The 24,187-nt window shown below is 68.9% G+C and carries 15 protein-coding genes; all 15 read right to left on the reverse strand.

What is annotated here, in order from left to right:
- Positions 1-110: 110 nt before the first annotated feature.
- The 15 genes from AC1RQC_RS28670 to AC1RQC_RS28740 all read right to left on the reverse strand — a co-directional run bounded on the left by AC1RQC_RS28670 (position 111) and on the right by AC1RQC_RS28740 (position 24,003).
- Positions 111-1,214: a helix-turn-helix domain-containing protein gene (locus tag AC1RQC_RS28670; protein WP_492885322.1), complete on the reverse strand. Its 1,104-nt coding sequence runs from the start codon at positions 1,212-1,214 to the stop codon at positions 111-113.
- Positions 1,215-1,719: 505 nt separating this feature from the next.
- On the reverse strand, positions 1,720-4,839 hold the full coding sequence (locus AC1RQC_RS28675) for an efflux RND transporter permease subunit (RefSeq protein ID WP_492813361.1): 3,120 nt from the start codon (positions 4,837-4,839) through the stop codon (positions 1,720-1,722).
- Positions 4,840-4,845: 6 nt separating this feature from the next.
- Entirely contained in the window at positions 4,846-6,006 is a 1,161-nt protein-coding gene (locus tag AC1RQC_RS28680) for an efflux RND transporter periplasmic adaptor subunit (protein WP_492885324.1), read from the reverse strand.
- Positions 6,007-6,008: 2 nt separating this feature from the next.
- A complete protein-coding gene (locus AC1RQC_RS28685; RefSeq protein ID WP_492885376.1) occupies positions 6,009-7,289 on the reverse strand; it encodes a TolC family protein in 1,281 nt (426 codons plus the stop codon).
- A 193-nt stretch (positions 7,290-7,482) separates the two neighbouring features.
- Complete coding sequence (locus AC1RQC_RS28690; RefSeq protein WP_492885326.1) at positions 7,483-7,971, reverse strand: cobalt-zinc-cadmium resistance protein; 489 nt, start codon at positions 7,969-7,971, stop codon at positions 7,483-7,485.
- A gap of 292 nt (positions 7,972-8,263) precedes the next feature.
- Positions 8,264-9,820, reverse strand: coding sequence for an AAA family ATPase (locus tag AC1RQC_RS28695; protein ID WP_492829360.1), 1,557 nt, complete (start codon positions 9,818-9,820; stop codon positions 8,264-8,266).
- A 2-nt stretch (positions 9,821-9,822) separates the two neighbouring features.
- Positions 9,823-10,407, reverse strand: a complete 585-nt coding sequence (locus AC1RQC_RS28700) for a hypothetical protein (protein ID WP_492885328.1) — start codon at positions 10,405-10,407, stop codon at positions 9,823-9,825.
- A gap of 19 nt (positions 10,408-10,426) precedes the next feature.
- Positions 10,427-10,621, reverse strand: coding sequence for a hypothetical protein (locus AC1RQC_RS28705; protein ID WP_492376196.1), 195 nt, complete (start codon positions 10,619-10,621; stop codon positions 10,427-10,429).
- Between the two features lie 19 nt (positions 10,622-10,640).
- Positions 10,641-12,362, reverse strand: a complete 1,722-nt coding sequence (locus AC1RQC_RS28710) for a hypothetical protein (protein WP_492885330.1) — start codon at positions 12,360-12,362, stop codon at positions 10,641-10,643.
- Position 12,363: 1 nt separating this feature from the next.
- Positions 12,364-12,840 (reverse strand): hypothetical protein, encoded by a 477-nt coding sequence (locus AC1RQC_RS28715; RefSeq protein ID WP_492376198.1) that lies wholly within the window; start codon positions 12,838-12,840, stop codon positions 12,364-12,366.
- A 230-nt stretch (positions 12,841-13,070) separates the two neighbouring features.
- Positions 13,071-15,209 carry a YehQ family protein gene (locus AC1RQC_RS28720; protein ID WP_492885332.1) on the reverse strand — a complete coding sequence of 713 codons (2,139 nt, stop codon included), beginning with the start codon at positions 15,207-15,209 and terminating at the stop codon, positions 13,071-13,073.
- Positions 15,206-16,366: a VWA domain-containing protein gene (locus AC1RQC_RS28725; RefSeq protein ID WP_492813369.1), complete on the reverse strand. Its 1,161-nt coding sequence runs from the start codon at positions 16,364-16,366 to the stop codon at positions 15,206-15,208. Before AC1RQC_RS28725 ends, AC1RQC_RS28720 begins: the two co-directional genes overlap by 4 nt.
- Positions 16,363-18,837: a DUF5682 family protein gene (locus AC1RQC_RS28730; protein ID WP_492885334.1), complete on the reverse strand. Its 2,475-nt coding sequence runs from the start codon at positions 18,835-18,837 to the stop codon at positions 16,363-16,365. Before AC1RQC_RS28730 ends, AC1RQC_RS28725 begins: the two co-directional genes overlap by 4 nt.
- Positions 18,838-18,859: 22 nt before the next feature.
- Positions 18,860-19,969 (reverse strand): ATP-binding protein, encoded by a 1,110-nt coding sequence (locus AC1RQC_RS28735; protein WP_183035408.1) that lies wholly within the window; start codon positions 19,967-19,969, stop codon positions 18,860-18,862.
- A gap of 116 nt (positions 19,970-20,085) precedes the next feature.
- A complete protein-coding gene (locus tag AC1RQC_RS28740) occupies positions 20,086-24,003 on the reverse strand; it encodes a DUF4132 domain-containing protein (RefSeq protein WP_492885336.1) in 3,918 nt (1,305 codons plus the stop codon).
- Between the last annotated feature and the right edge of the window lie 184 nt (positions 24,004-24,187).

Consider the following 24,187-nt stretch of genomic DNA (forward strand, 5'->3'; position numbering starts at 1 on the left):
GCTTGAAGACCCCGGCCGCCCGGGGCGTTGCCAATGCGACGGTGCTTGCCTGGCGTGCTACACGCAGTGCGGCGGGCAAGCGATCGACATCGAGGATGGAGGCCTTGCAGTCAGGCGCCGGCACCGATGGCAGTGAATTCGCTCCGGAGGCTCTCCAGCCATTCGTTGATGGTGGCAGCTTCGCTGCCGTTGGCCGACGCCGCTGGCCAGTTGTTGCGGGGACGCTCCGCGAGCGCGCGCACCTCCCGCGGACTCAGGCTGAAGCGCCGGCGAAAGGCGCGGCTGAACGTGCTCTCGTTGGAATAGCCGTAACGATATGCCAGCTCGGCGATACTGAGCCCGCTGCCCTTGGATCGGGCCAGTTCATCGAAACAGCGATCCAGCCGCCTGCCCTGGATGTAGGCGTTGACACCGCCGTCGCTCTCGAACAGCCGATAGAGGCTGGCTCGCGACAGGCGGAAGACGCTGGCAACTTGCTCCGGCGAGAGCGCTTCCGTGGCCAGATGTTGTTCGATATAGCGCCGTACCAGCTTGCGCATGCTGCGGCGTGCCGCCGTTTGCACTTCGGGCTCGCTATCGCGCAGCTTGGCGCCGCTGCCCTCCAGCATGATCAGCGCCGCGGTGACCGATGCGGCCGTCTCCTGCGCTGTCAGGCTGGCGCCGGCCAGCATGAGTTGCGACAGGTGAGACGCCAGCAAGCGTGTGGAACCCTGGCCGGCATCCAGCACGGTGCCGTGCAGGTTGCAACTCCTCAGCGAGGCGGGAAGGCGGTCGCGCGGCACGGTGAGGGTGATGTTCGAGAACGCCGGCGTCCGGCTATCCAACGTCCGCCCCAGGTCGAGCAGGCTGATCGATCCCTCGCTCGCATGGAACGGCCGGTTGCCGTACTCGCCCTGAACGCCGCCCGTGACGTAAAGCTGGATCAGGATGTGGTCGATATTGCTGCGCCGGATCTCGACGCTGCCCCGCTTGAAGCGATGCGCCACGGAGCCCCCGACACGGGCGATCAAGCTGTCGCCCAGATGGACGCCCATCAGCTCGGCCGAGAAAGCGTCAGATGCGGCACCAATCTCGACGTCAAAGAGCGGCGATAGCGCTGCGCGCCAGAGTTCGCCGGCGTCGGGAAGCGCCCGCCCATCAAGCCGGACATGCACTTGCGGCGGCGGCGGCGCCGCGCCGTCTGCCTGCGCGCCGGTTTCGGGTTCTGCCGCCATCTGTGCTGATGCTGGGCCTGCCACGCGCTTCTTTCCTTTTTGATTCATCCGACTTTCGTGTGGGTTGATGCATCGCTGGGCCAAATCCAGCGCTGCCGTAGCTCCCCTCTCCCGCATGGCGGGAGAGGGGTTGGGGGAGAGGGCGGGCCTGCGCAAGAGCGAGGCGCATCACGTTGAGCGAACGCCCACCCTCTCCCCCGGTTGCTCTCCCATTTCATGGGAGAGGGGAGCAAACCAGCGTTTTGCTTCCCGCCACTTATCCACGCGAAAGTCTGAATAACCTCTTTTTTGGGGGGCCGGTAAAAGGCTTCGGCGCGCCCCGCATCGGCACCCCGTCCACCCCACCCGGGTGTGATGCCATGCCGTAGCGTGCGCGCTGGTGCCGCTGCAGGGCACATGATATCGAATGGATGAGGCCATGCGTTAGCGCGGCGGCTTGCCCCAAATAAAAACGCCCCACCGGGACCGCGTGGGGCGTTGCCTGACTGTGCGATGTCTCTGCGCGTTACACCGGCACGTCCTTCATCGGGTCCGGTTTCCGGTTATCGAACCAGCGATACAACGTCGGCACCATCACCAGTGTCAGCAGGGTCGAGGTGATCAGCCCGCCGATCACCACCACCGCCAGCGGGCGCTGCACTTCGGAGCCCGGGCCGGTGGAGAACAGGAAAGGCACCAGCCCCAGCATGGCGATGGTGGCTGTCATCATCACCGGGCGGAAGCGCTGGGTCGCGCCCTGGATCACGGCCTGGTCCAGCGACAAGCCGGAGTCACGCAGCGTGCGGATGTACGACACCAGCACCACGCCGTTGAGCACCGCCATGCCCCACAGGGCGATAAAGCCCACCGAGGCCGGCACCGACAGGTACTCGCCGGTAACGAACAGGCCGATGATGCCGCCGATGGAGGCAAACGGCAGCACGGTGATGATCAGCGTGGCAAAGCGCACGGAGTTGAACAGCAGGAACAGCAGGAAGAAGATCGCGGCGATGGTCACCGGCACGATGATCTTCAGGTGGCCCATGGCGCGTTCCATGTTCTGGAACTGGCCGCCCCACTCCAGGTAGTAGCCTTCCGGCAGCTTGACCTTGGCGTGTGCGGCCTGCTGCAGCTCGGCGACGAAGCCGCCGAGGTCGCGGTCCTTCACGTTGATCATGACCACCACGCGGCGCTTGGCCATTTCGCGGCTGATCTGCGCGGGGCCGTCGGTGACCTCGATCTTGGCCACGCTTTGCAGCGGCACCTGGGCGCCGTTGGGCGTGGCCACCAGCAACTGGCGGATGGCCTGCACGTTGTCGCGGAACGCCTCGGGCAGGCGCACTGCGGCGGCAAAGCGGCGCTCGCCTTCGAAGATGTCCGTGGCGCGCTTGCCGCCGATGGCGATCTCGATGATGTCGTGGATGTCGGAGGCATTGAGCCCATAACGCGCGATGGCCTGTCGATCGATCTCGATCGACAGGTATTGCTGCCCGGAGATCCGCTCGATGCGGATGTCCTGCGAGCCCTGGATGCCACCGGCAACCCGCGCGATCTCGCCGGCCAGCTCGCGCAGCTTGTCGAGGTCGTCGCCGAACACCTTCACCGCCACGTCCGAGCGCACGCCGCTGACCATCTCGTCGACGCGGTCGGAAATCGGCTGCGCCATCACGATCTGCACGCCGGGAATGGCCTTGAGCTTCTCCCGGATGGCGTTGGCGATATCGTCCTGGGTCCAGCCGTCGGGCCACTCGTCGCGGTCCTTCAGGCTAGCAATCGGCGTCGATTCGTTCTGGCCCTGCGGGTCGGCCGGGCTTTCGCCGCGGCCTACGCCGGACACCACCGACTTCACGCCGGGCACCGACAGCACCAGCTTGTTGGCTTCCATCTCCAGCTTGACCGATTCCTCCAGCGAGATGTTAGGCACGCGGTCCAGCGCCGGCACGATCGAGCCCTCTTTCATCTCGGGGATAAAGGAGGTGCCCAGCAGCGGCACGATGGCCACGGTGGCCATGAATGCCACCACCGCGCCAATCACGGTCTTGCGGCTATTGTTCAGCGCCCAGTGCAGCATGCGCAGGTAGTGGCGCTTCATGAAGGCGATCAGCCAGGTATCGTGCTCCGCGCCGCCCTTGAGCAGGTAGGACGACAACACCGGCGAGAGCGTCAGCGACAGGAACAGCGAGATCGCCAGCGCAATCGAGATGGTGAACGCCAGCGGCGCGAACATCTTGCCTTCCATGCCGGTCAGCGTCATCAGCGGCAGGAACACCAGGATGATGATGCCCACGCCGACGATCACGGGCGTGGCCACTTCCTGCACCGCCTTGACCAGGATCTCGGTCTTGCTCATGCCGCTCTTGTCGCGGTGGCCGAGCCGCTCGAACGCGTTCTCCACCACCACCACCGAGCCATCCACCATCAGGCCGATGGCGATGGCCAGCCCCCCGAGCGACATCAGGTTGGCCGACAAGCCCACCTGGTTCATCACCATGAAGGTCATCAGCGGTGTCAGCACCAGCGTGGCCAGCACGATGACGGACGAGCGCACATCCCCCAGGAACAGGAACAGCACGATCACCACCAGCACCACGCCTTCGAGCAGCACCTTGGTGACGGTCCACAGCGCGGAGTCCACCAGCTCGCTGCGGTCGTAGTACGGCACGATCTGCAGCTTGCCCGGCAGCATGCCGCGCTCGTTGATCTCGGCCACGCGGGCCTTGACGCGGCTCACCACTTCCTTGGCGTTGCCGCCGCGCATCATCATGACGATGCCGCCGACCGACTCGGTCTCGCCGTTCTTGACCAGCGCGCCCTGCCGTACCTCGTGGCCGATGGTCACGTTGGCCACATCCCGCACATAGACCGGCGTGCCCGCGACCTCCTTGAGCACAATGCTGCCGATATCGTCCACGCCACGGGCCAGGCCCACGCCGCGGATCAGGTACTGCTCGGCGTAGTGCGGCAGCACGCCGCCGCCGGAGTTGGCGTTATTGCGCGCGAGCGACTGGTAGACCTGCTGCAGCGTGACCTGGTAATGCCGCATGCGGTCCGGGTTGACCAGCACCTGGTATTGCCGGACAAAGCCGCCCTGCGAGTTGATTTCCGCTACGCCCGGGATGGAGCGCAACAGCGGGCGCACCACCCAGTCCTGCGCGATGCGGCGCTCGGAGAGTTCCTCGGTCGTGAGCGCGCGGTTGCCGTCGTCGACGCGGTCCAGCGTGTACTGGTAGACCTCGCCCAGGCCGGTGGAGACCGGGCCGAGCACCGGCGTCACGCCCTCGGGCATGCGCCCGGCCACCTCGATCAGGCGCTCCATCACCAGTTGCCGCGCAAAATAGACATCCGTCGCATCGGTAAACACCAGCGTGATCAGCGACAGGCCCGCCTTGTTGAGCGAGCGCATTTCTTCCAGGCCCGGCAGCCCGGTCATGGCCATTTCCACCGGCACCGTGACAAAGCGTTCCACTTCCTCCGGCGAGCGGCCGGTGGCTTCGGTGGCGATCTGCACCTGCACGTTGGTGACGTCGGGGAAGGCATCCACCGACAGTTTGGTTGCCGCGCGCAAGCCAAAGAAGAACAGCACCACCGCCAGCACGCAAACCACCAGCCGCTGTTTGATGGCGGCTTCCACAAGGGATTTCAGCATGATCGATTACCCCTGTTCCAGGCGCTTGCGCTCGTTGTCGAGGTGGAAGGCACCATCCACCACGATGCGCTCGCCCGCCTTCACCCCGCTTTGCACCACGCGCATGCCGTCGCTCTCGGCGCCCAGCTTGACCTTGACCTGGCGGTACAGGCCGCCGGCCTGCTCCACGTAGACCAGCTCGTCGTTGCCGTCGCGCACGATGGCGGACTCCGGGATCACCAGTTGCTCGGACGCAGCGCTGGCAATCAGCATGCTGGCCAGCATGGCCGGCTTCAGGCGCCCTTCGCGGTTATCCAGCTCGGTGCGGACCAGCACGGTACGCGTTTGCGGATTCACGGTGCGGCCCACGTAGATGAGCTTGCCGGTGATCTGCTTCTGGCCCGCGCCGTTGCCAAGGGACGGCACCTCGATGTCCACGCTCTGGCCCTCGGCCACCAGCGCGGCCTGCTGCTCGGGCACTTCCGCCACCACCCACACGCGCGACAGGTCGGCCACGGTGTAGAGCGCATCGGCCGGCTGCACCACCTGGCCTTGCGCGACATTGCGCTCCACCACGGTGCCGCTGATGCTGGAGAACACCGGCGAGTAGGAATCGATGCTGCCGCTCTTGGCCAGTTGTGCCACCGCGGCGGCCGACATGCCAAGCACGCGCAACTGGTCGCGATAGGCGCGCATCTCGGCCGAGGAAATGGCCAGCTCGCTCTCGCGGCGTTGCAGCTCGCCGCGGCCGATCACGTCGGCGGCGAACAGCTGGCGCGCGCGCTCGGCGTTGCGGGCCTGCAGCTCGGTCTGCGCCTCGGCCTTGAGGAAGGCCATCTGGGCCGCGCCCAGCTCGCTGCTATGCAGGCGGGCGAGCACCTGGCCCGCCTTGACCTCCTGGCCCAGGATGCCGTAGAGATCCGTCACGCGGCCGGTCACGCTGGCGCCAATGCGCGCCACGCGCTGCTCGTCGAAATCGATGCGTCCGGACACGCGCAGCATTTCGCTGAACGGGCTGGCAGCCACCGCGGCCACCTTCAGGGTTTTTTGCAGCGTCTCTTCCGGCTTGACGACGCCGGGCGGCTGCCTAGGCGGCTCGGCGGCCGGTGCGGGTTCGTCGGAGCAGCCAGCGAGGGAAAACAGCAGGGCTGCGGTTGCCGTCAGGGAAAGTAGAAAATGGGGGCGCATGCTTATTTGGTTTCCGTAGATGCCGGGGGAGCCGTGGGTACGGACGGGGCCGTGGGGGCCGTGGGTGCCGCGGTCTGCCCGGGCACGCTCGACAGCAGCTTCTCGATCTGGATGGTGGCGGCCTGCAGCTCGAACTGCGCGGCAATCAGGTCGCTGCGCGCGCCGCGCAGCACGCGCTGCGCATCGAGGTAGTCCAGGATGCCGCGCTCGCCGAAGCGGTACGCCGACTCGGCCACCGCCAGCGCGGATTCGGCCTGGCGCACGATGCCGCCCTCCAGCGCGCTGACCTGCGACTGCGTGATCTCGTACTGGCGGTAAGCCGATTCCAGCTCCTGCATGAGCTCGAACTCGCGGGCCTCCAGCGCGGTGCGGGCCTGGATCGCCTGCGCGCTCGCCTCGCCCACCGGGCCGCTGCGGCGGTCCCACAGCGGGATGGTGAGGACCAGGCCAACCTGCGAGACCGTGTTGTCCGGCTGGCGCTCTGCGCTGGCGCGCACCGCCAGCTCGGGCAGGCGCAGCGAGCGCTGGTAGTCCACGGCCAGGCTGGCGCGGTCCGCTTCCAGGCGGCGCTGGGTCAGCTCGGCGTTGGCGCCGGTCAAGGTGTCGCGCAGCATCGGCAGGGCCGGCAGCGCGGAGGGCTGGCTCAGGCTGCCGGACAGCGAATAGGCCGCCGGCATGGCGCCGCCCACTTGCTGGCGCAGCGCCGCCTTGGCCTGGTTGACGCGCAACTGGGCGCTCTGCAGCGTCTTCTGCGCGCTCAGCAGCTCGGTCTCGGCCTTGATCAGCTCATAGCGCGGCGCTTCGCCCACCTCCACCCGCAGCCGCGCGCGGTCCTGGATCTGCCGCATCATGGCCAGGTCTTCCTTGGCCGCGGCCAGCTCCATCTCGCGCCGCAGCACATCGAAGTACGACGTCTTGACCCGCGCCGCCAGGTCCGCGCGGAACGCCTGGCGGCCGGCTTCGGTGGCCTCCAGGCTGCGCCCTGCGATCTCGGCGCGCAGCTTGCGCTGCTGCGGATAGTCCAGCTTCTGGGTGATGGCCATGGTCGGCGCGGCGCCACCGGTCACACCGGCAGTGCGCGGCGACAGACGGCCGTACATCACCTCGACCTGCGGATTGGGATAGGCACGCGCGCTGGTCACAGCGGCGCTGGCGGCATCGACGCCGGCCTGCGCCGCCTCCACGCCTTTGTTGGTGGACTGCGAAAGGGACAGCAGTTGCGGCAAGGTGAACGTTTGTGCCGCGAGAGCCGGCAAGGCTCCGAGCGACAGCAACGCCACCATGGAAAACATAGTGATCTGTTTGATCTGCATGACAAATGGGGGCAGGCGAAACGGCTGCGCGCCCGCCGCCGGCGCACGCAAAAAGCGTGCGCCAACGGTCAGCCAGCGATCGCCGACGCGATCGGGCCAAGGCGCCCAGGCAATAGGAACGCAGCCCGGGCGCGCAAGGAGCGCGCCGGGGTTGCCAGGGCTGTCAGATCAGGGAGATAGGGGGCTTGAAAAACGCCGCGGGCAAAGGATCCGGACGTGCGGGCAGCTGTTGCGCGATCTCGTTGGGGGGCAACGACACACGCACGGTGGGCAGCGCGAAGAGCGCGCTGGATTCTTCGATCTCGTCGAGCATGTCGAGGGGGTCGAGCAGGTCGGCAGACCAGATCTCGCAGTAGCCGGGAGGATCGTCCTCCACCGCCGCTGCCACCATCGCTTCGCCCGCCAGGCCGTCGTCGCCCGGCGCCACGACGCGCTCCAGGCCGGCACTGCCGTCCAGCTCATTGAGGGTGCGGGAGAACGCCGGTTCGGCAATCAGAAGTTCGGCGCGAACAGGATCAAATGCGGGATCAAATGCGGGATCAAATGCGGAATCAAATGCAGGCCCCGGCATACCGGCGTGCGTGTTCGCCGCTGCCCCGAGGGACAGCGCAGACAAGCACAGAACGGTGATCAGGAGCAGCAGGGATCGCATGAATCGGGGTAGAACGACAAGGGCCGAACCGGCGCGGATGGTGATAAATCAGCCACCCAGCGCCGATGGTGCACCACAGCATTGTAACGCGGATGTAAGTCATAGACCGCCAAAGGGCCGGTGCGTTCCGGTCACGCGCGACAAAAGTTACTTGCGCGCAGGCCGGGCTGGCACGGCGCCACGGGGACGGCGCCCTCGCCGGCCTCACTGAGCTGATGCTCATCTGCATCCCGGCGGGGCTGCCGCAAGGGATGGCGCTGGCAGCCATCTGAGCGCCATCGACAGTGCTGAATCACGCCAGCACTACCCGCCGCGACCGCGTCTGGCTCGCCGTCCCGCCGATCGGTAGCCCCGACGCCGGCACGGCCCGCTCCCGGCCCCAAGCCCGGATGGATTCGATCTGCTCGGGGCTGGTCTTGGACAACGGCACCAGGTTCTGGAAACTGCGGCGGAAGAGATCATCCGAGACAGCGCCGTCACCGTTCAGGTAAGCCTCCTTCACTACCTCGCGCACGGCCGATTCCAGGTCCGAACCGGCAAAGCCTTCCGAGGCCTCCACCAGTTCCGCCATCAGCGCCGCAGGAATCTCTCGCTTCAGGCCGCGCTGCACATAGATGCCAATGATCTCCCTACGCTCCTCGGCAGTCGGGAGATCCACGAAGAACAGTTCATCAAAGCGCCCTCTTCTCAGCAACTCGGGCGGCAGCCGCGACACGTCGTTGGCCGTGGCCACCACGAACACGCGCGAACGCGCCTCCTGTAGCCAGTAGAGGAACTGGCCGACCAGCCGCGTCGAGGTGCCGCCATCGCCGGCGCCCTGCGTGGCGCCGGCCAGGCCTTTTTCGATTTCGTCGATCCACAGCACGCACGGCGACACGTGGTCGGCGGTGCTCAGTGCTTCCTTGAGCCGGCCTTCGCTCTGGCCGAGGTACTGGCCGTGGATGGTGGAAAGGTCCAGCCGGTACAGCGGCATCTTCCAGTTATGGGCGATGGCCTTGGCCGACAGCGATTTGCCGCAGCCCGGCACGCCGACCAGCAGCACGCCGCGCGGCGGGCGAATGCCGCGCTCGCGCAGGTCGGCGGTGAGCAGCGGGCGCTCCTTGTCCAGCCACCCTTTCAGTCCGCCAAGGCCGCCGACGTTCAGCTCGGAGCCACGCACCTGCACGCGTTCTATGCCGGAGATATCGGCAAAGATGCGGTCCTTGGCATGGGTGAGCTCGGCCAGGTCGGCCTTGACGATGCGGCCGTTGGCCAGCAGCGTGGCGATGATGTTCTCCGCCTCGATGCGTGACACGCCGGTGAGGATGGCGGCAGCCTCGCGCTCGTCGGCGTCGTCCCACTCGATCACGTAGTCGGCACGATAGGCGCCGATCTGCTCGTGGATGATGTCGAGCATTTCGTCCTCGGTCGGCGGCGACAGTACCAGGGACATGCCCAGGCGTTGCAGTTGCCCCCAAACCGGCTTGGTGGTGATGACGGCAACCGCGCCGCCGTTCTCGGCCGCCAGCATCACGGCGTCCAGCAATTGGCGGGCAAAGGGCGTGTCGTCCTCGGTGTCCGATACCTCGGTCAGCACGAAGGTGAGGCTCTGCCGCTGGCCGATCTGCTGGCTGGCGAAATCCAGCGCGCCGATCACCGATCGATCTTCATTGGCCGACCTGCCACTGACCAGCTCCTTGGTGCCTTGCGAGAGCGTATGCACGTAGACCGGGGCGTTGTTCAGCCCTTGCGCGATCTCGCGGACGATGTCGAGCACGCGGGCGCGTTCCGCGCTGCGGATGGAGATAAAGGGCACCCGCGCCTTGAGGTAACGGGTCAGGGTGCTCTTGAATTCTTTGGTATCGCTCATGTCTAGGCCAGGATGTTTCTGCGGCGCGGCGCGGGGCCGCCCGTGGGCGTGCTCGCGGCAGGCTGCGCAACGCCGCCGCCGGATGTGGCTGCCGCGTTCGTGGGATTCGCGGAACTTGCAGGATTCGGTTCGGCGTCGAATCGCAGCAGCGAGTGGTTGCGGATGATGCTGGCAAGCAGCCCGCTGCGCTCGCTGCGCGCGCTGTCTTCCAGCGATTGCTGGGCCTGCGCTGCGTACTTGCGCAGCTGTTCCTGCAGGCTGCCGGCCAGTTCGCCCGGCAAGGACGGCAGTTGCGCCACGCGGTTGAGCACCCACAGCTTGCGCCGGGCATCCAGCAGCGTGCGCGACAGCACGACGTGGTCGCTGCCGGAGCTTCCATGACGCAGGGCGCGCGTCATTTCGTCGGCAACGCGCTGCAGGCGCAGGCTGAACACTTCGCTGATGCGTTGCGCGAACAGCGGTGCAACGCCGCCGGTCCAGCTCAGCACGCCAGCGCGCATCGCGGCGATGGCCTCCTCGTCACTGCCGCCGCGAGCGAGGGCATCGATACAGGCAGACCATTCGGCGTAGGTATGCGGTGGCGTCATGCGGCGGCGGCGCTGTCGCTCACCGCACCCGGCGCACGAACGGCGCGGCGGGCAGCAGGTCCCAGGCAGGGAACGCGCCAGCCAGGGCTTCGTTGAGCGGCGCCACTTGCGCAGCCTGCACCGGTTCGGTGGCTGCAGACGCGCCAGGCGTTGCGGCGACGGTACCAGCTTGGGCCGCGTCGCCCGTAGCGACGGCCAGGATCTGTCGGGTCATGTCTATTCCTTGTTGAGCATCAGGCCGCCGCGGCGATAACGCGGCGCGTGCTTTCGTGGGTGCTGAGCGTGTACTGCTCCGGCGAGATGGCGTCGAGCAGCTGGGTCACCTGCACGGCAACCGCGTCGCGGGCAGCTAGCTCCCGGCGCCATTCGACCAGCTCGGCCAGCGTTGCCTTGAGGGCCTGCTCGCACTGCGCTTTCTTCTTCTTGGCTTCCTGGATCACGAGTTCCTTCGCCTTGGCGATCTTGCTGCGGGCGACCACGACCCAGCCGATGGCCGCGATGCCAACGAGGGCCGGGACCATGCCGCCCTTGATGGCCATCAGCAACGCCATCACGCCGACCACACCTGCCACCCAATGGCCCACGCCCAGCTTGAGCTTGGCCAGCGTGGCATCGCGCTCAGCGTCCAGGTGCGCGCCCAGGCTCGCCAACAGCTCGCGCTCGTTCTCGCCACCGCGGGTGTTGCCCGCCCAGCCTTCGATGGCCACTTCGGCTTCGGCCGGCACGGCATTGCGGAACGTGGCGCTCAGGTCATCGTGCGCATCGCGGATCCAGGCGCGCGACAGGGCAATGGCATAGCGCTGCGTGGCACGCGTTGCCTTGCTCAGCTCGGGGTTCATGGCGGCGTTGGTGAGCAGTTGCGTAAAGCTCACGCGCTCGTCGAGCGCCGCGTTCTCCAGCGCCTGGCGGCGCTCGGCGGCCTGCCGGTCGCCGGATTCGTTGATGATGAGCTGGTTGAGCCGGTCGTCCCGGCGCAGCGGCAGTTCCTCGTCGTCGAACTGGCTCACCAGCGTGTCGAGCAGGCCGTCCACCGCCGCGCCAATGCTCTTGGCGCTGGGCAGCGCGCCGTCGAAGATGCCCTGGAAGTGCCTGAGGACCACCTCATGGGTGGCGGCCTGGTTCATCGACTCGTTCAGGCGCGGCCACGTCGGGCTGAAGCGTGAGAGGTGGCTGTACTTGTCCGAGCGGTCGGGCGTGGGCATCTTGGTCAGCAGCCCGTCGGTCCACTGGCGGCGCTGCGTCTCGACAAAGCCGGCTTGCTCGCTCAGCTCATCGATCCACGACTCGATGCGGCGCGTGCACTGCAAGCGGATCTCGCCGCCGAAGATGCCGCTGGCCACGGCATCGACCAGGATGACGCTCTGCCGGTCGAGGCTGGTCGGGTCCTGCATGCCGAAGAAGCGATCAAGCCAGGTACGGCAAGCCTCGCCGCGGCCGGCACGCCGGCTGACCAGCGCGAAGAACAGCGAGGTCTTCTCGTCATCGCGCCGGATGGCTTCGGCCAGCGCACGCCTGGCCAGCTCCGCATGGTCGCTCAGCCAGGCGGCCAGCGCCACCAGCGCGGGCGCCAGCCAATAGCGCGGCGCCGACAGCATCAGGCTTTCGGTCGCGGCCTTGATGGTCTCGTTGCGGACCACGTTGACGTCCGCTGCCTGCAGGATCCCGGTGGCCTGGCGGCGGACTTCCGCGTAGTAGCCGTAGGTGGTTTCGAGTTCCTGGCGGATCTTGACCTGCCGTGTTTCCGCCAGCGACAGCTCCTTGGCTTTCAGGTCCGCGGCGACAAAACGCAGGAAGGCATCTTCCAGCCGCTTGAGTTCCGAGCGGGTATTGGACAACACGTTGCCGACATCGGACACCTGGCTGGAGACCGCTTCGATGTCCTTGTTGAGGCTGTGCAGGCTCTTGGTGATATAGGTCAGGTCCGCGACCTGGATAATGCGTTCTGCCGTGCTCATGTCATCCCTTGACGATAGAGGTGTCACCGGCGGCAGTCACCGCGATAACTTTGTCCGTGTAGATTTCTACGAATGCATATTGCGCGTGCACGGCCAGTGCCCGGCCTCTTGCCAGCAACGGCGGCAAGGATTCGAAGGTCTTGTAGTGCTGGATGATGTTGCCCTGCCGGTCCAGCGTGTGGACCTCATAGGGCGGGCCTAGATGACATCTGGCGACAATGCCGACCGGCTGCTGGTCGATGGTGATATCGGGAAGCTCTTCGCTGATCGCCGCCACCAGCGCGTCCACGGCGTGGCGATCGTGCACGTGAGTGCCGGCATCCAGCCGCTGGACCGCCTCCATATAGGAGGCCGAGCGTTTCTTGCGCAAGCGGGCCTGCAGTTGCTCCGCGGACAACGCAATCGTGGATTGCGGTCGCGACTTCACCAGCAAGCCCAGATCTGGACCTGCCCCCGGAACCAACAGCTTACGTACCATGGACGCCCCGATGCGCCTCGCCGGGTGTGGCCCCAGCTTGAGCATTCAATAAAAACAATCGGCCACATGTTAGCTATCAGGCATATCGCCGTCAATCGAACCGCTTCAGGTCAGCGATCTGGATTCCCGCCGTCGCCCCGATGTCACACCTAATGGCAGACTGCATCGATATCGGCAGCCAGCGGAAGCGGCAACACCCCTCCGTGGTTGGGTGTGGGCTGCCAGCCGCGCTATGCGGGCGCGGCCACCGGCGGGCGCAGCGCCGCGCTCTCGATCTGCGCCAGCCACAGGACCAGTTCCCACCAGCGCGAGGCGGTGTTCTCATCCGGGCCGCCGCCAAAGCCCGCCAGCGCGGCCTCGATGCGCAGCGCCGTCTCCGCCAGCCCGGCGCGCGACAACGCCGCGGCTAGTTCGCGAGCTCGCTCAAGCGCGGCTGGACGCTGGTTGCGCAAGCCCTGGCGCAGCCACTGCGCCAGCAGCGCCAGCGCGGCGCCGGCCAGGGCGGCATGCGGCACCGTTGCCGCCGCGACGTAGGCCGGCATGGCGCCGGGGCTGGCGGGCTCGGTCGCCAGCACCACGGCGCGGGTCTGGGTCATCAGGGCCAGCGGCTCCATCTCCAGGGCGCCGCCAATCACGCGCACCGTGCCCGCCACGCGCTGGATGGCGTCGCCTCCGGCCTCGGCAGTGCGCAGCACGCTCGCCAGCGCGTCGACGGCGCCGGGCGCGCCGCTGCCGTGGCGGCAGCGCAGCAGGCAGCGCTGGCCATCGGTGTCGAGCAGGCTGGCGAGCAAGGTCTGCGCGGCGGCGTCCCAGCCCCACTGCTCCACGGCCATCACGTCCAGCACGTGCAGGTGCCCGATGGCCTGGCGCGGCAGCAGGCAGGCGGGCGCGGCTTGCGTGAGGTGCTGGCGCAATGCCGCCACCGTGGCAAAGGCCAGCGGTGGCCGCAGGTCGTTCCAGGCTTGGGCGGAGAGCGGCAGCACATTGGTCTGGCGCGCGGCGCTGCCGATCTCCAGCAAGCCGTTGGCGCGGCGGCGCGCCGCGCGCGTGACCACCTGGCTGGCTGCCAGGCGGCCCATCGGATTGCCCGCCACGCGCCGCTGTACCAGCGGCACCGGCGGCGCGGCGCCCTCCGACCTGGGCCAGCTGCGCTCGAGCGCGACAACGCCCATGGTGTCCGGATCCGCGAAGGCGATGGAGACTCCGCAGGCGGCATCGGGATGGTCGCCGTCGTCCCACATGACGGCGCCCAGCGAAACCAGCTTGAGGTGATCGAGCGCGACTTCGCCCTTGACGCCAAGGCCGAGGATCTGGCGCGCCGGCAGCAGCGCCCCGGGCAGCCCGCCGGCCGGTCCAGCAGTGCTGGCACTATCGGCCGATAGCGCGGCGGCCAGCCGGCCTTGCAGGCACGCCAGCGCATCCAGCAGGCGACGCGGGTCATAGCGGGCACTGCGGTTGTGCTGGTCGTCGAGCTGCGCCGCCAGCGCGTCGACGTCGGCGCTGACCCAGGCCGCGCCGAAATCGGCGGCCAGGCTGCGCATCAGACCCAGGCGCGGGGCGAGCGCCAGCGGCGCCTGGGCCGTGCCTTCCGCCCACAATTGGCGCGCCAGTGCATCGGCCGCAGCGGCAAGGGCACGCAGTGTTTCGGCATCGGCCTGGCGCGTCCCGGCATCGGTGTCATCCGGCTGCGGCGGCGCGATCTCCACGGTGGCATCGACCTGGCCGCGATGGCGGCCGGCCGCAGCGCGAAAGGCCCAGACCGCCAGCGCCACGTGGGCGCAACGGCTGCCCTCCTGGCAATCGCAGCGCGCGTGGCCAAGGCTGTGGCGCGAGAAAAACCGCACCGTGCACATCGGCAGGTGCGCGGTGGGTACCGGCGCTTCCACGCGCCAGCCGGCCAGCCGCGCCACCGGCCGCGCGCGTGCCAGCTCGGCGGCCTGGCGCAGCGTGGCCGGGCGCAGCGCGGCTTGCAATGCGGCGTCGTCGAAATCCGCCGGAGACCATGGGCCGCCGGCCAGCCCTTCGGGCGTGGTGACGGGCGTGGTGACGAGCGTATGGGCACTGCCCTCTTCCACGCTGGCCACTTCCCGGCAGGCCTGCTGGTAGGCCAGTACCAGCAGGATGCGGTGACGGCAGAGGCCCGAGGCAATGCAGCTACAGACCGCATCGCGCAGCGCGCGGCCTGCGGCAAGGCTGGTGCGGATGCCATCGGCGTAGGCGGCATGCAGGGTGCCATCGGCATCTTGCGCAAGCTCGGGCGCCCGGCCCTCGGCCATTTCCTTCTGCGCACGCTTGACGAAGCCGGCGTTGGCCAGCGCCACCAGCGCTTCGGGCGTCAGCTCCAGGAGATCGGCGCGGTCTGCCCTCATGCGACCAGCCCTCCGGGCACTTGCCCGCCGGCCTTGCCGGAGACTTTCTCGGCCAGCCAGGCGGCCAGCTCGCCAGGCGTCATTGCGGCCACGTGGGCGCCTTCGCGTACCAGGCGGGCTGCCAGTTCGCGGTTAAAGACCGGCTCGGCGCGCGCATCCAGCGCGGCCAGGCCGAGCACGGTCACGCCGGCGCCGACCAGCGTCTTGACGCGGCGGACCAGTTCATAGTCGCTGCCACCCTCGTAGAAATCGCTGACCAGCACCACGATGCTGCGTGTCGGCGTGGCGATCTGCGCCTGGGCATAGGCCACGGCCCGCGCGATATCGGTGCCACCGCCAAGTTGCACACGCATCAGCAACTCAACCGGATCGGCCACGTCGGCGGTGAGGTCCACCACCGCGGTATCGAACGCCACCAGCCTCGTGCGCATGCCCGGCAATTGCCACAGGCAGGCGGCCATCACCGCGGCATGGATCACCGAGTCCACCATCGAACCACTTTGGTCGACCAGCAGGATGATGTCCCACGATTGCGCGTGGCTGCGCACGCGGCTGAAAAATGCCGGCGCCTCCACGAACAGCTTGCCGCGCTGCGGGTCCCAGCGATGCAGGTTCTCGCGCAAGGTACGCCGAAAATCGAAATTGCGGGCGATGCGCGCGCGCGAGCGTCTTCGCCGGTCGCGCGTGCCGGCGAAGGCCTGGCGCACTTCGGTGGCGAGCTTTTCCATGATGCGCCGGACCACCTCGGCCACCAGCTTGCGCGCGGCGGCCAGCACCTCTGGGTTCATCAGGTGCTTGGTGTGGAGCACCGCGCGCAGCAGCGCTTCGGACGGCTCGATACGCTCCAGCACTTCGAGGTTGGTGACCACTTCGTCGATGCCGTAGCGCTCCACGGCGTCCTGCTCCAGCCGCTCGATCACTTCGCGCGGAAAGAGGCGGTGGATCTCGTTGATCCAGTCCGGCGTGGTCAGTTGCGAGGCGCCGCCGCTGCCGGTGCGCTCGCCGCGCCGCGCGCGCTCGGGGTCGCGGCCATAGAGCCAGTCGAGGGCGGCGTCGGCCGCAGCGGCATCGGCATCGAGCTCGCCCAGCGCGGGCTGCGCGGCTTCGCCCAACAGCAGGCGCCAGCGTTGCAAGGGATCAGGCAGGTGCAGGCTCATGGCGCGGTGGGCTTCGGGTTGGGATCGGGGGCCGCGCCGACGGGCACGCCCCAGTAACGCAGGCGCGCCGTCACGGCGGCCTCCAGCAAGCGCGCGGCAGCAATATCCACGGGATCATGCGCGCCCAGCGGCGCGGTGAGCGAGCGCTCGCCATAGGCTTCGCCGCCACGCAGAGCCAGCACCTGGCGCGCCAGCGCGCCGCGCTCCGCCGGCGGCAGCCAGGCAAAGGCCATGCGCATGGCGGGCAGCGCCTGCACGAAGGCCCCGTCATCGAGCTGCTGCAACAGGCCGTCGAGCCCGCTGGCAAACCCGCCGGCATCGGTCAATACATCGCGCGCCAGTGCCAGCAGGCCGGCCAGCGCATCGCCGATGCTGGCCGGCGGCAAGCCCGCCAGCAGGCGCAGTGCGCCCGCGATGCTGTCGTCGCCGCCGCCGTCGCCGTCTTGCGGCGCGGCCGGTTCGTCCAGGCTCGCCAGCGCCCCCAGCGCCGCGCCACGGCTGGCAGCCGCCGCCTGCGGGTCGCGCGCCTTGCGGCGCCACACAGCCAGGGCACGCTGCGGATCGAGCGCGGGCAGCGGCTGGCCATCGCCGAACGCGCCATTGCGCACATCGCGCACCACATCGCGCACCGCACGGAAGGTCAGCAGGTGTGCCTGCTGCTCGGCGCTGGCCACCTGCCCCGGCAGGTCGAGCAGCCACAGGGCGCGCTCGACCGCGGCCGCCACCACCGTATGCAACACCGGCGCGCCGGCCATGCCGAGTACCTGGCCATGGCGCAGCAAGGCATGGAGCAGCCCCAGCGCCTCGCCCAGCGCCTCGAAGCGGGAAGCCGCGCCCACCGCCCGGCCCAGTTCAGCAAGCGAGGCCGCGCCAGCTTCCGGCAGCCCGGCGAACGCGGCATCGTTGAGCAGCGCTGCCAGCGCCGCCAGCTTGCCGGCGGCGTTGCGCAGCGTTTCCTCCAGCCGGGCGCGCGCGGCGTCGTGCAGCGTGGCGCCATAGGCGCCGGCCTCGATCAGCGCGGCACGTTGCTCCAGCGAGCCAAGCAGCCGCCAGTGCTCCTCGCGCTCGCCGGACAGCGCCAGCGACGGGCCCCGCTCGCGCTGGATCCCGGGCAACGCCAGGATGCGTAGCCGGTGCAGGCTGCGGCTGCGCTCGCGGTCGGCGGTTTGCAGCAAGTCCAGCTTGAGCTGCAGCGCACGGCCCGGCTGCAGCACGATACCGTGCGCGGCCAGTTCGGCGTCGACGGCATCGACCAGCGGCGGCTGCGGCGTGCCGGCCGCCAGCCCGCCAACCTGGTCGCCTGCCAGCACATCCATCAGTTCGACCAGCACGGGATCGGTGCCGCGCAGCAGTGGGCCGCGATAGGTCCACGGCAGTGGCGCGTCGAGAGCGTCCTTGATCAGGGTGGCGGCGCTGGCGTCGAGCCAGTCGCAGCGCAAGGGCTGGGCATGGCCGCGCAGCATCGCCAGGCCGTGGGCGTGCGCGTGCAAGGCCTTGAGATCGGCGGTGGAGGCGGGAAGCTTCTTCTCGCGCAGGCGGCACATGGTGCGGGCGAGGGCCAGCTTGCCGGCTTCGGCGCTGCCGTGCTGCCACACCCAGGACTGGTACATCGGCGACGGCATGCCAGAGGCATAGCCAGCGAAGGCGTCGAGCCGCTTGCTGGTGTAGGGCACGAGGTAGCTGCCGCTGCGCACGGGCGTTGCGCCGTCTTCAACGTCGGCGGCTACCTCTGGCTGCGGCACGGCGGGGGGCTCGCTGCCAGCCGCCTCGGCATGCCCGCGCCATAGCGCGCGCAGTGCGGGCGCGTGATAGCCGCCGCAAACGACCAGCACCGGCGCGCCCTGCGCCTGGCGCATGGCCCATGCAATCCAGCGCGACATCATGGCCTCGCGCTCGGCATTGGCAGGGGAGCCGGGATCGTCGCCACGCAACTGGCCAAAGTGCGTATCCAGCGCTGCGGCCAGCGCCGGCAGCGGCATCTCGCTCTCGAACAAGTGCTCCCACAACGCGTCGCGGCCGTCGATGCCCAGCGCGGTGCACAGCGCCGCCTCGTAGTCGGCGGCGCGCTCGGCGTGCTGATCGTCGTCAGCGTCGGCGTAGCGGTTGGTGCGCCCGGACAGTGCATCGTGCCAGGCCGGCAGGTCGATAAAGCGGGCCTGCGCGCCGATGCGCCCGGCGCCCTGCAGCGCCACCCATTCCGGCGAGTATTCGCAAAACGGCGTCCACGAGCCACGCTGCGCGCCAGGGCCCGACAAGTAGCTGAAAATCGCCACCGGCAAGCGGTGCGGCAGGTGCAGCTCCGCCAGCCGCGCGTTGAAATCCGCCGGCCCTTCGATCAAGACGAAGCACGGGCGCAGTGTGTCGATGCGCTCGGCCACCAGGCGCGCGCAGGCGGGGCTGTGGTGGCGCACGCCGATCACATGCGGCTCGGTGTGCGGCTCGGCGTAGGGCATGGGGGTCGGCGCTGTCATCGGCCTGGGGCTGCGTGGCGTATCAAGGCAGGCGGTCGCGCGCGGCGAAATAGGCCTGCCAGTGCGATCCGGCGCGGCGCGAGACCTTTTGTTCGAAGTAGCGGCGCAGCTTGGCGCGGTCGTCGGCGTTGTCCTTGACCACGGTGCCGCCGATGCAGTCGACCAGGTCAGCCGGGCTGCCATCGCGTTGCTCCAGGAACCATGCGCGCACGCCCACCGCGTGCGCCACGTTCACGGCCTCGGCGGTGGACATGACTGCGCTCATGCGCTCGGCGCCGCCCTCATCCGCGTTGCGGCGCGGCTGCGTGCCCTGCCCGCGCAAGTCGCGGAAGGTGGTGACCAGCAACTCCAGCACCGGCTCCGGCACGCGCCGGGGAATGCCGCTGCGCGCCAGCAAGCGTGCCGAGGCCTGCTCCACCAGTTCCAGCTCGCGCTGGAAATCCAGGATCGGGAACACCGTCTCGAAATCGAAGCGGCGCTTGAGCGCCGCGCTCATCTCGTTGACGCCGCGGTCGCGCGTGTTGGCGGTGGCGATGATGTTGAAGCCTTCTCGCGCGTACAGCATGCCGGCGGCGCCTTCGAGCTCCGGCACCGCCATCACGCGGTCCGACAGCATGGCCAGCAGGCAGTCCTGCACCTCCAGCGGCGTGCGGGTGATTTCCTCGAAGCGCACGATGCGGCCCTGCTGCATGCCGAGATACAGCGGCGCGGGCACCAGCGCGCGCTGGCTCGGGCCCTCGTTGATCAGCAGCGCGTAGTTCCAGCCGTACTTGATCTGGTCCTCGGTGACCGAGGCTCCGCCCTGGATGGTCAGCGTGGAGGTGCCGCTGACGGCCGCCGCCAGCAACTCCGAGAGCAGCGACTTGGCGGTGCCGGGCTCGCCCACCAGCATGAGCCCGCGCCCGGTGGCCAGCGTGACCAGCGCCCGCTCGATCATGGCCGCCGGGGCCACCAGCTTGGCGGCGATATCGCTGCCGGCATCGCCCAGGATAAAGCGGCGCGCGGCGGTCAGCGACAGCGCCCAGCCTGGTGGGCGCGGCGCATCGTCGGTGGCGGCCAGCCGCGCCAGTTCGTCCGCGTAGAGCAGCTCGGCGGGCGGGCGCTGTAGCGTGGGGCTTGTCTTGTCAACCATGGTGGTTTTCCATTGGTGCGTTCAGCGGCGCCATCAGGAGCCGCGGGATATGGGGCGCGGGATAGGGGGCCGCGGAATAAGGAGCCGCGGGATAGGGGATGCATGGACGCAGGCGTTCATGCGCGCAGGCTCTCCATGTCGCGGATCAGTTCGCTGGCGGCGATCGGGTCGAGTCCGGCGAACTTCTTGCCGCCGTTACGGGCGATGCCCCAGCCGTGCGCGTCCACGCCGAACTGCAGGCTTTGCAAGGTCTGCTCCGGATATTCGTCGGGCATGCCCACGATCATGCCGGGATCGAACGTCAGTTCGATGGCCCGTCCACCCTCGACCTGCTTGGTGTAGTACCAGATGCCGCCACCGTCCTGCGCCGCGCCGCGCCGCCAGCCGCGGTTGGCCAGGCCGAACAGCTTGCCGGTGGGGATGACCACGCCCTTCCAGCGATCCAGGTCGATGGCCTGCCGCTCGGCCTCGGTCAGCGCGTAGGTGTCGCGGCCAATCTGCGCAAAGGGCTGCAGTAGTTCGTAGTCGGCGAACAGCTGGCCGAAGGCGGCGGCATCTGCGGCCGGCAATTCCAGCGCGTGGGGAATGCCCACGCGGATATCCTCGCCTTGCGGCAGCATGTAGGCATCGTCGTCGGCCGTGGTGTAGCTGCCGTCCTCGGCCACGCGAAAGCACGCCAGGAGTTCGCCGCCGCTGTCGCTGCCGTGCGCCACGCGGTACACGCCCCACGCCAGCCGCTGCACCAGGTGGCGCACCAGCGGATGCTGCGCCAGGAAGGGCTCGAACACCGCGGCGCTCCAGCGCCGGCGCGCGCACATGGCCAGCTCCAGGCGCAGCACCTGCTGGCTGGCGATGGTGCGGGCGTCTTTCTTGAGCGCCTTGAAGCGCTCCACGGCTTCCTTGGACAACGCGGCGTCGTCGGTTTTCTTGGGCTTGGGCAGGTCGGCCAGGCGTGCGCCATCGGTGTCGCGCACAAAGGGCTTGAGGGCTTCGTCGAAGCCAACACGGAACTGGCGCGGCCCGAAATCCAGCAGCAACGTGCCATGCGCGTCCAGCCCGAGGTCGGGCGCGAGGCGGTCTTCGAGCTCTTCGAGCGAGAGCGCGCGCGCCTCGGCCACTTCGTCGATCTTCTCGCGGGCACGGTCCTGCAGGCCCTTGAACTTGACCTTTTGCGCAATGCCGTTGAGGTGCATCAGCGCCACGTCGCTGCCGACCATGGCGAGCACATCCAGCCCGGCCACGGCGCGCGCATGCGCGGCCTCGCCGGGCCAGGCGCGGATATACGGGGTAAGCCGGCGCGCAGTGTCGTCGTTGCCGAGCACGCCCAGCGCGCTCAGCGCCCAGCTCTCCTTGGCCGGCGCGTTGACCAGCAGCCACGCCGCGAAATTGTCCCAGGCAAAGTCCGCCAGCGACTCCGGCGTGCAGGCCGCCTTGACCATGTCCAGGCCGGGATAGCGCCCTTGCGCCGCGGGAAACGCCAGCATGGTGCCCAGGTGCTGCAAGGCCGAATCCGGCAGCGGCTTGCCGGCCCCCGTGCCGGTGGCGAGCACGGGGCGGCGGAAGCTGCCTGGCTGGTAGAACTCGGGCAGCTTGGGCAGCTTGGCCGGGAAGCGCTGCAGCGGATCTTCATCCAGCACCCCGCGCACGGCGGCCACGATGGCGAGGTCCGCGTCGCGCTGGGCGAAACGCTCGGCCACGTCCATCACCAGCGCCTCGTGCCCCTCGCCGGCCAGCATGCGCAGCGCCGTGGCGGCGTTGTCGCGCGCCTCGCCAATGCGGCCCACCGCGGCCGGGATCAGGCCGGCGACGGCATGCTCCGGATGGCGCAGCAGCCAGGCCCGGCCCACTTCGCGCAGCGACTTGAGCCTGACCAGCGCGCGTGCCGCCGGCGCCGCCAGCTCAACCGCGCCAAACGGCATCGCCAGCGGCAGCCCCTCGGTGGGCGCGCGGCGCACCGTGCCCAGCACGCCGGGCAGTACCTGCAGGCCGAACCTGGCTGCCATATAAGTGTCGTTGTGGGTTGTGCTCTGCGCGGCCACCATATTGAACAGCGGCAGTGCCAGTTCCTCGGGCAGCAAGGCCGCCATCATGGCATCGAGCGAGCACCAGCTGGTGAGCTTGCGCAAGGCCTGCCAGGCGGCGAACAGCGCCTGCACATCGCGCTGGCGAATCGCCAGCATGGCGTGTTCGAGCAGGCCGGATTGTTTGCCGCGTGCGTTGCCGAACCCCAGGTCGCTCGCCAGCAGTTGCACATCGCGGGCCTTGGCCTGGTCGTAGCGACGCACCTGCCAGTCGCTCATCGACGCCCATTCCTCGCGCTTGCCCTCGGCCCAGCGCTCGACCGCGGGAAGATCCAGCGGCGCGAGCGCAAGCGGGCCGGCGGCGGCAACGCGCTTCTTGCCAAGCCAGGGCGGATCGGCCAGCACCGTGGGCAGGTCCTCAACGGCGGCTGCCTCGGCAGGCTGCGCCAGCCTGGCCTGCAGTTGCCTCACCAGGTCGCCCTCGGCCGGGCTCAGCCACGGCAGCACGCGCTCGGCCCCGGCGGCGTGCGCCTGCAGCAGCGCGGCCAGGCTGGCCGTGTACAGGCTGGCATCCTTGCCACCGGCAAGCGCCAGGCCGGGCAAGGCCCCAAGCGCCGCCAACGGCCAGCGGGCGGTAGCCTGCTGGAAGCGCGCCATGGCGGGCTTGCCGTTGGTCGCCACCCGCGCCAGCGCGGCAACGGCGTCGGGCAGGCCGATGGCCGCCAGGCCTTCGCCAGCCTCTTCGATGGCCGCGCCTGGCGCCAAGATGGGTAACGCATCGGCGCCGCGCTCGCGCAGCACGGTGGCCACCATGGTCTCCACGCCCCAGAAATTGCTGCCCCAGCCCTCCACCTTCTGCCGCTGCGCGAGCGCAAGCGCCACAGGATCGGTCACGGTCATCTGCAGCCAGTGCAGCGACGCCGGCGCCTGTGGCCCTTGCAGGCGCTGCGCGGTCTCGTTGCTGAGCTCGGGCAGGTCGGGCAGCAGCATGGCCATGACCGGCTGGCGCGACGGCGGCAGCAGCGGCAGGGCCGCGCGGATCTTGTCCGCGCAGGCTTGCCACTGCGCGGGCTCGGCGCGCGCCAGCAGGGCGCGCAGCGCCCACTCGGCATCGCTGTGGATGCCCGCGTAGCCGGTGCCGTGCGCACTGTCGACGTTGTCGTTCAGGCTCAGGCGGCGCTTGCGCGTATCGCGCACCCAGCCGAGCTCCGTGCCCATGGTCTGCGCGGTCAGCAACGCATCCACCGCGCCTTCCAGGCCGAGCCGGCCCGCCATGAAGGCCATGCCATTGGCGCCCAGTTCCACGTCGTCGCGGTAGTGCTGGGAGGACAGCTTGACGAGGATCGTCATCAGCACCGCGTCGGACGCGGGCGAGCCCTCCATGCGGCGGCTTTCCACGCGCTGCCATGCCTCGGCATAAGCGGCCTGCCAATGGGCGGCACTGGCGTCGATTTCCGGCTGCAAGTGCTTGAGCAGGGATTCGCGCACGCGCAGCCAGGCCCGCATCGGGTCCAGCGGCTCGGCGGGCGCGGTGCCGGGATGGCGCCGGCTGGGCTGGGCCAGGTCCTTGAGCAATTCCGGCATCAGCACGGCGGCGCCCCCCTCCAGCCAGGGCGGCGAATCGCCACGCGCGGCAGGCACGATGACGGCAGCAGGCGGCGCAACGGGTTCCGGTGCTTGCGCCCGGGGCGCAGAGGCCGGGGCGGTATCCTGGGGAATGGCGGCGGCGGCGGGCGCGGCGGCCCGGGGGGCGGGGGCGGCAGCAGGCGCCGGCGGCGCCGTGGCCCCGATGCTGGCGCCGGCCGCTACCTGCGCCTCCACATAGCCTTTGCCGGTTTTTTCGGCAATCAGCTTGGTCATTGCCGCAGCCGCCTTGGCGGCATCGGCAAACGGCTTGCTCTGGCTTTGGCCATGGGTGCCGATCTTGCCCCAGCGCAGGTTGAGCTGCGCGTCGTCCTGTTCCACTTCCCAGAATTTGCTGGAGCTGTCGCTGCGGAATTCGAAACGCCTCATACCTTGCTTGTCCTTTGGCTTCACATCGTCGACAAACCCACCGGGCAACGGGAATCGCCGTGGGTTCGGCGGGCGGCTATGCGGGTTTCCCGCCTGGCTGCGCCTCGCGCCCGTCCGATATGTTAAGAGAAAGGTACATTTTCGCAAACAAAGTTACATTTAGTTGGCTTTTGATTGGCGCTGG

Source organism: Cupriavidus sp. GW822-FHT03E04, assembly GCF_058801495.1.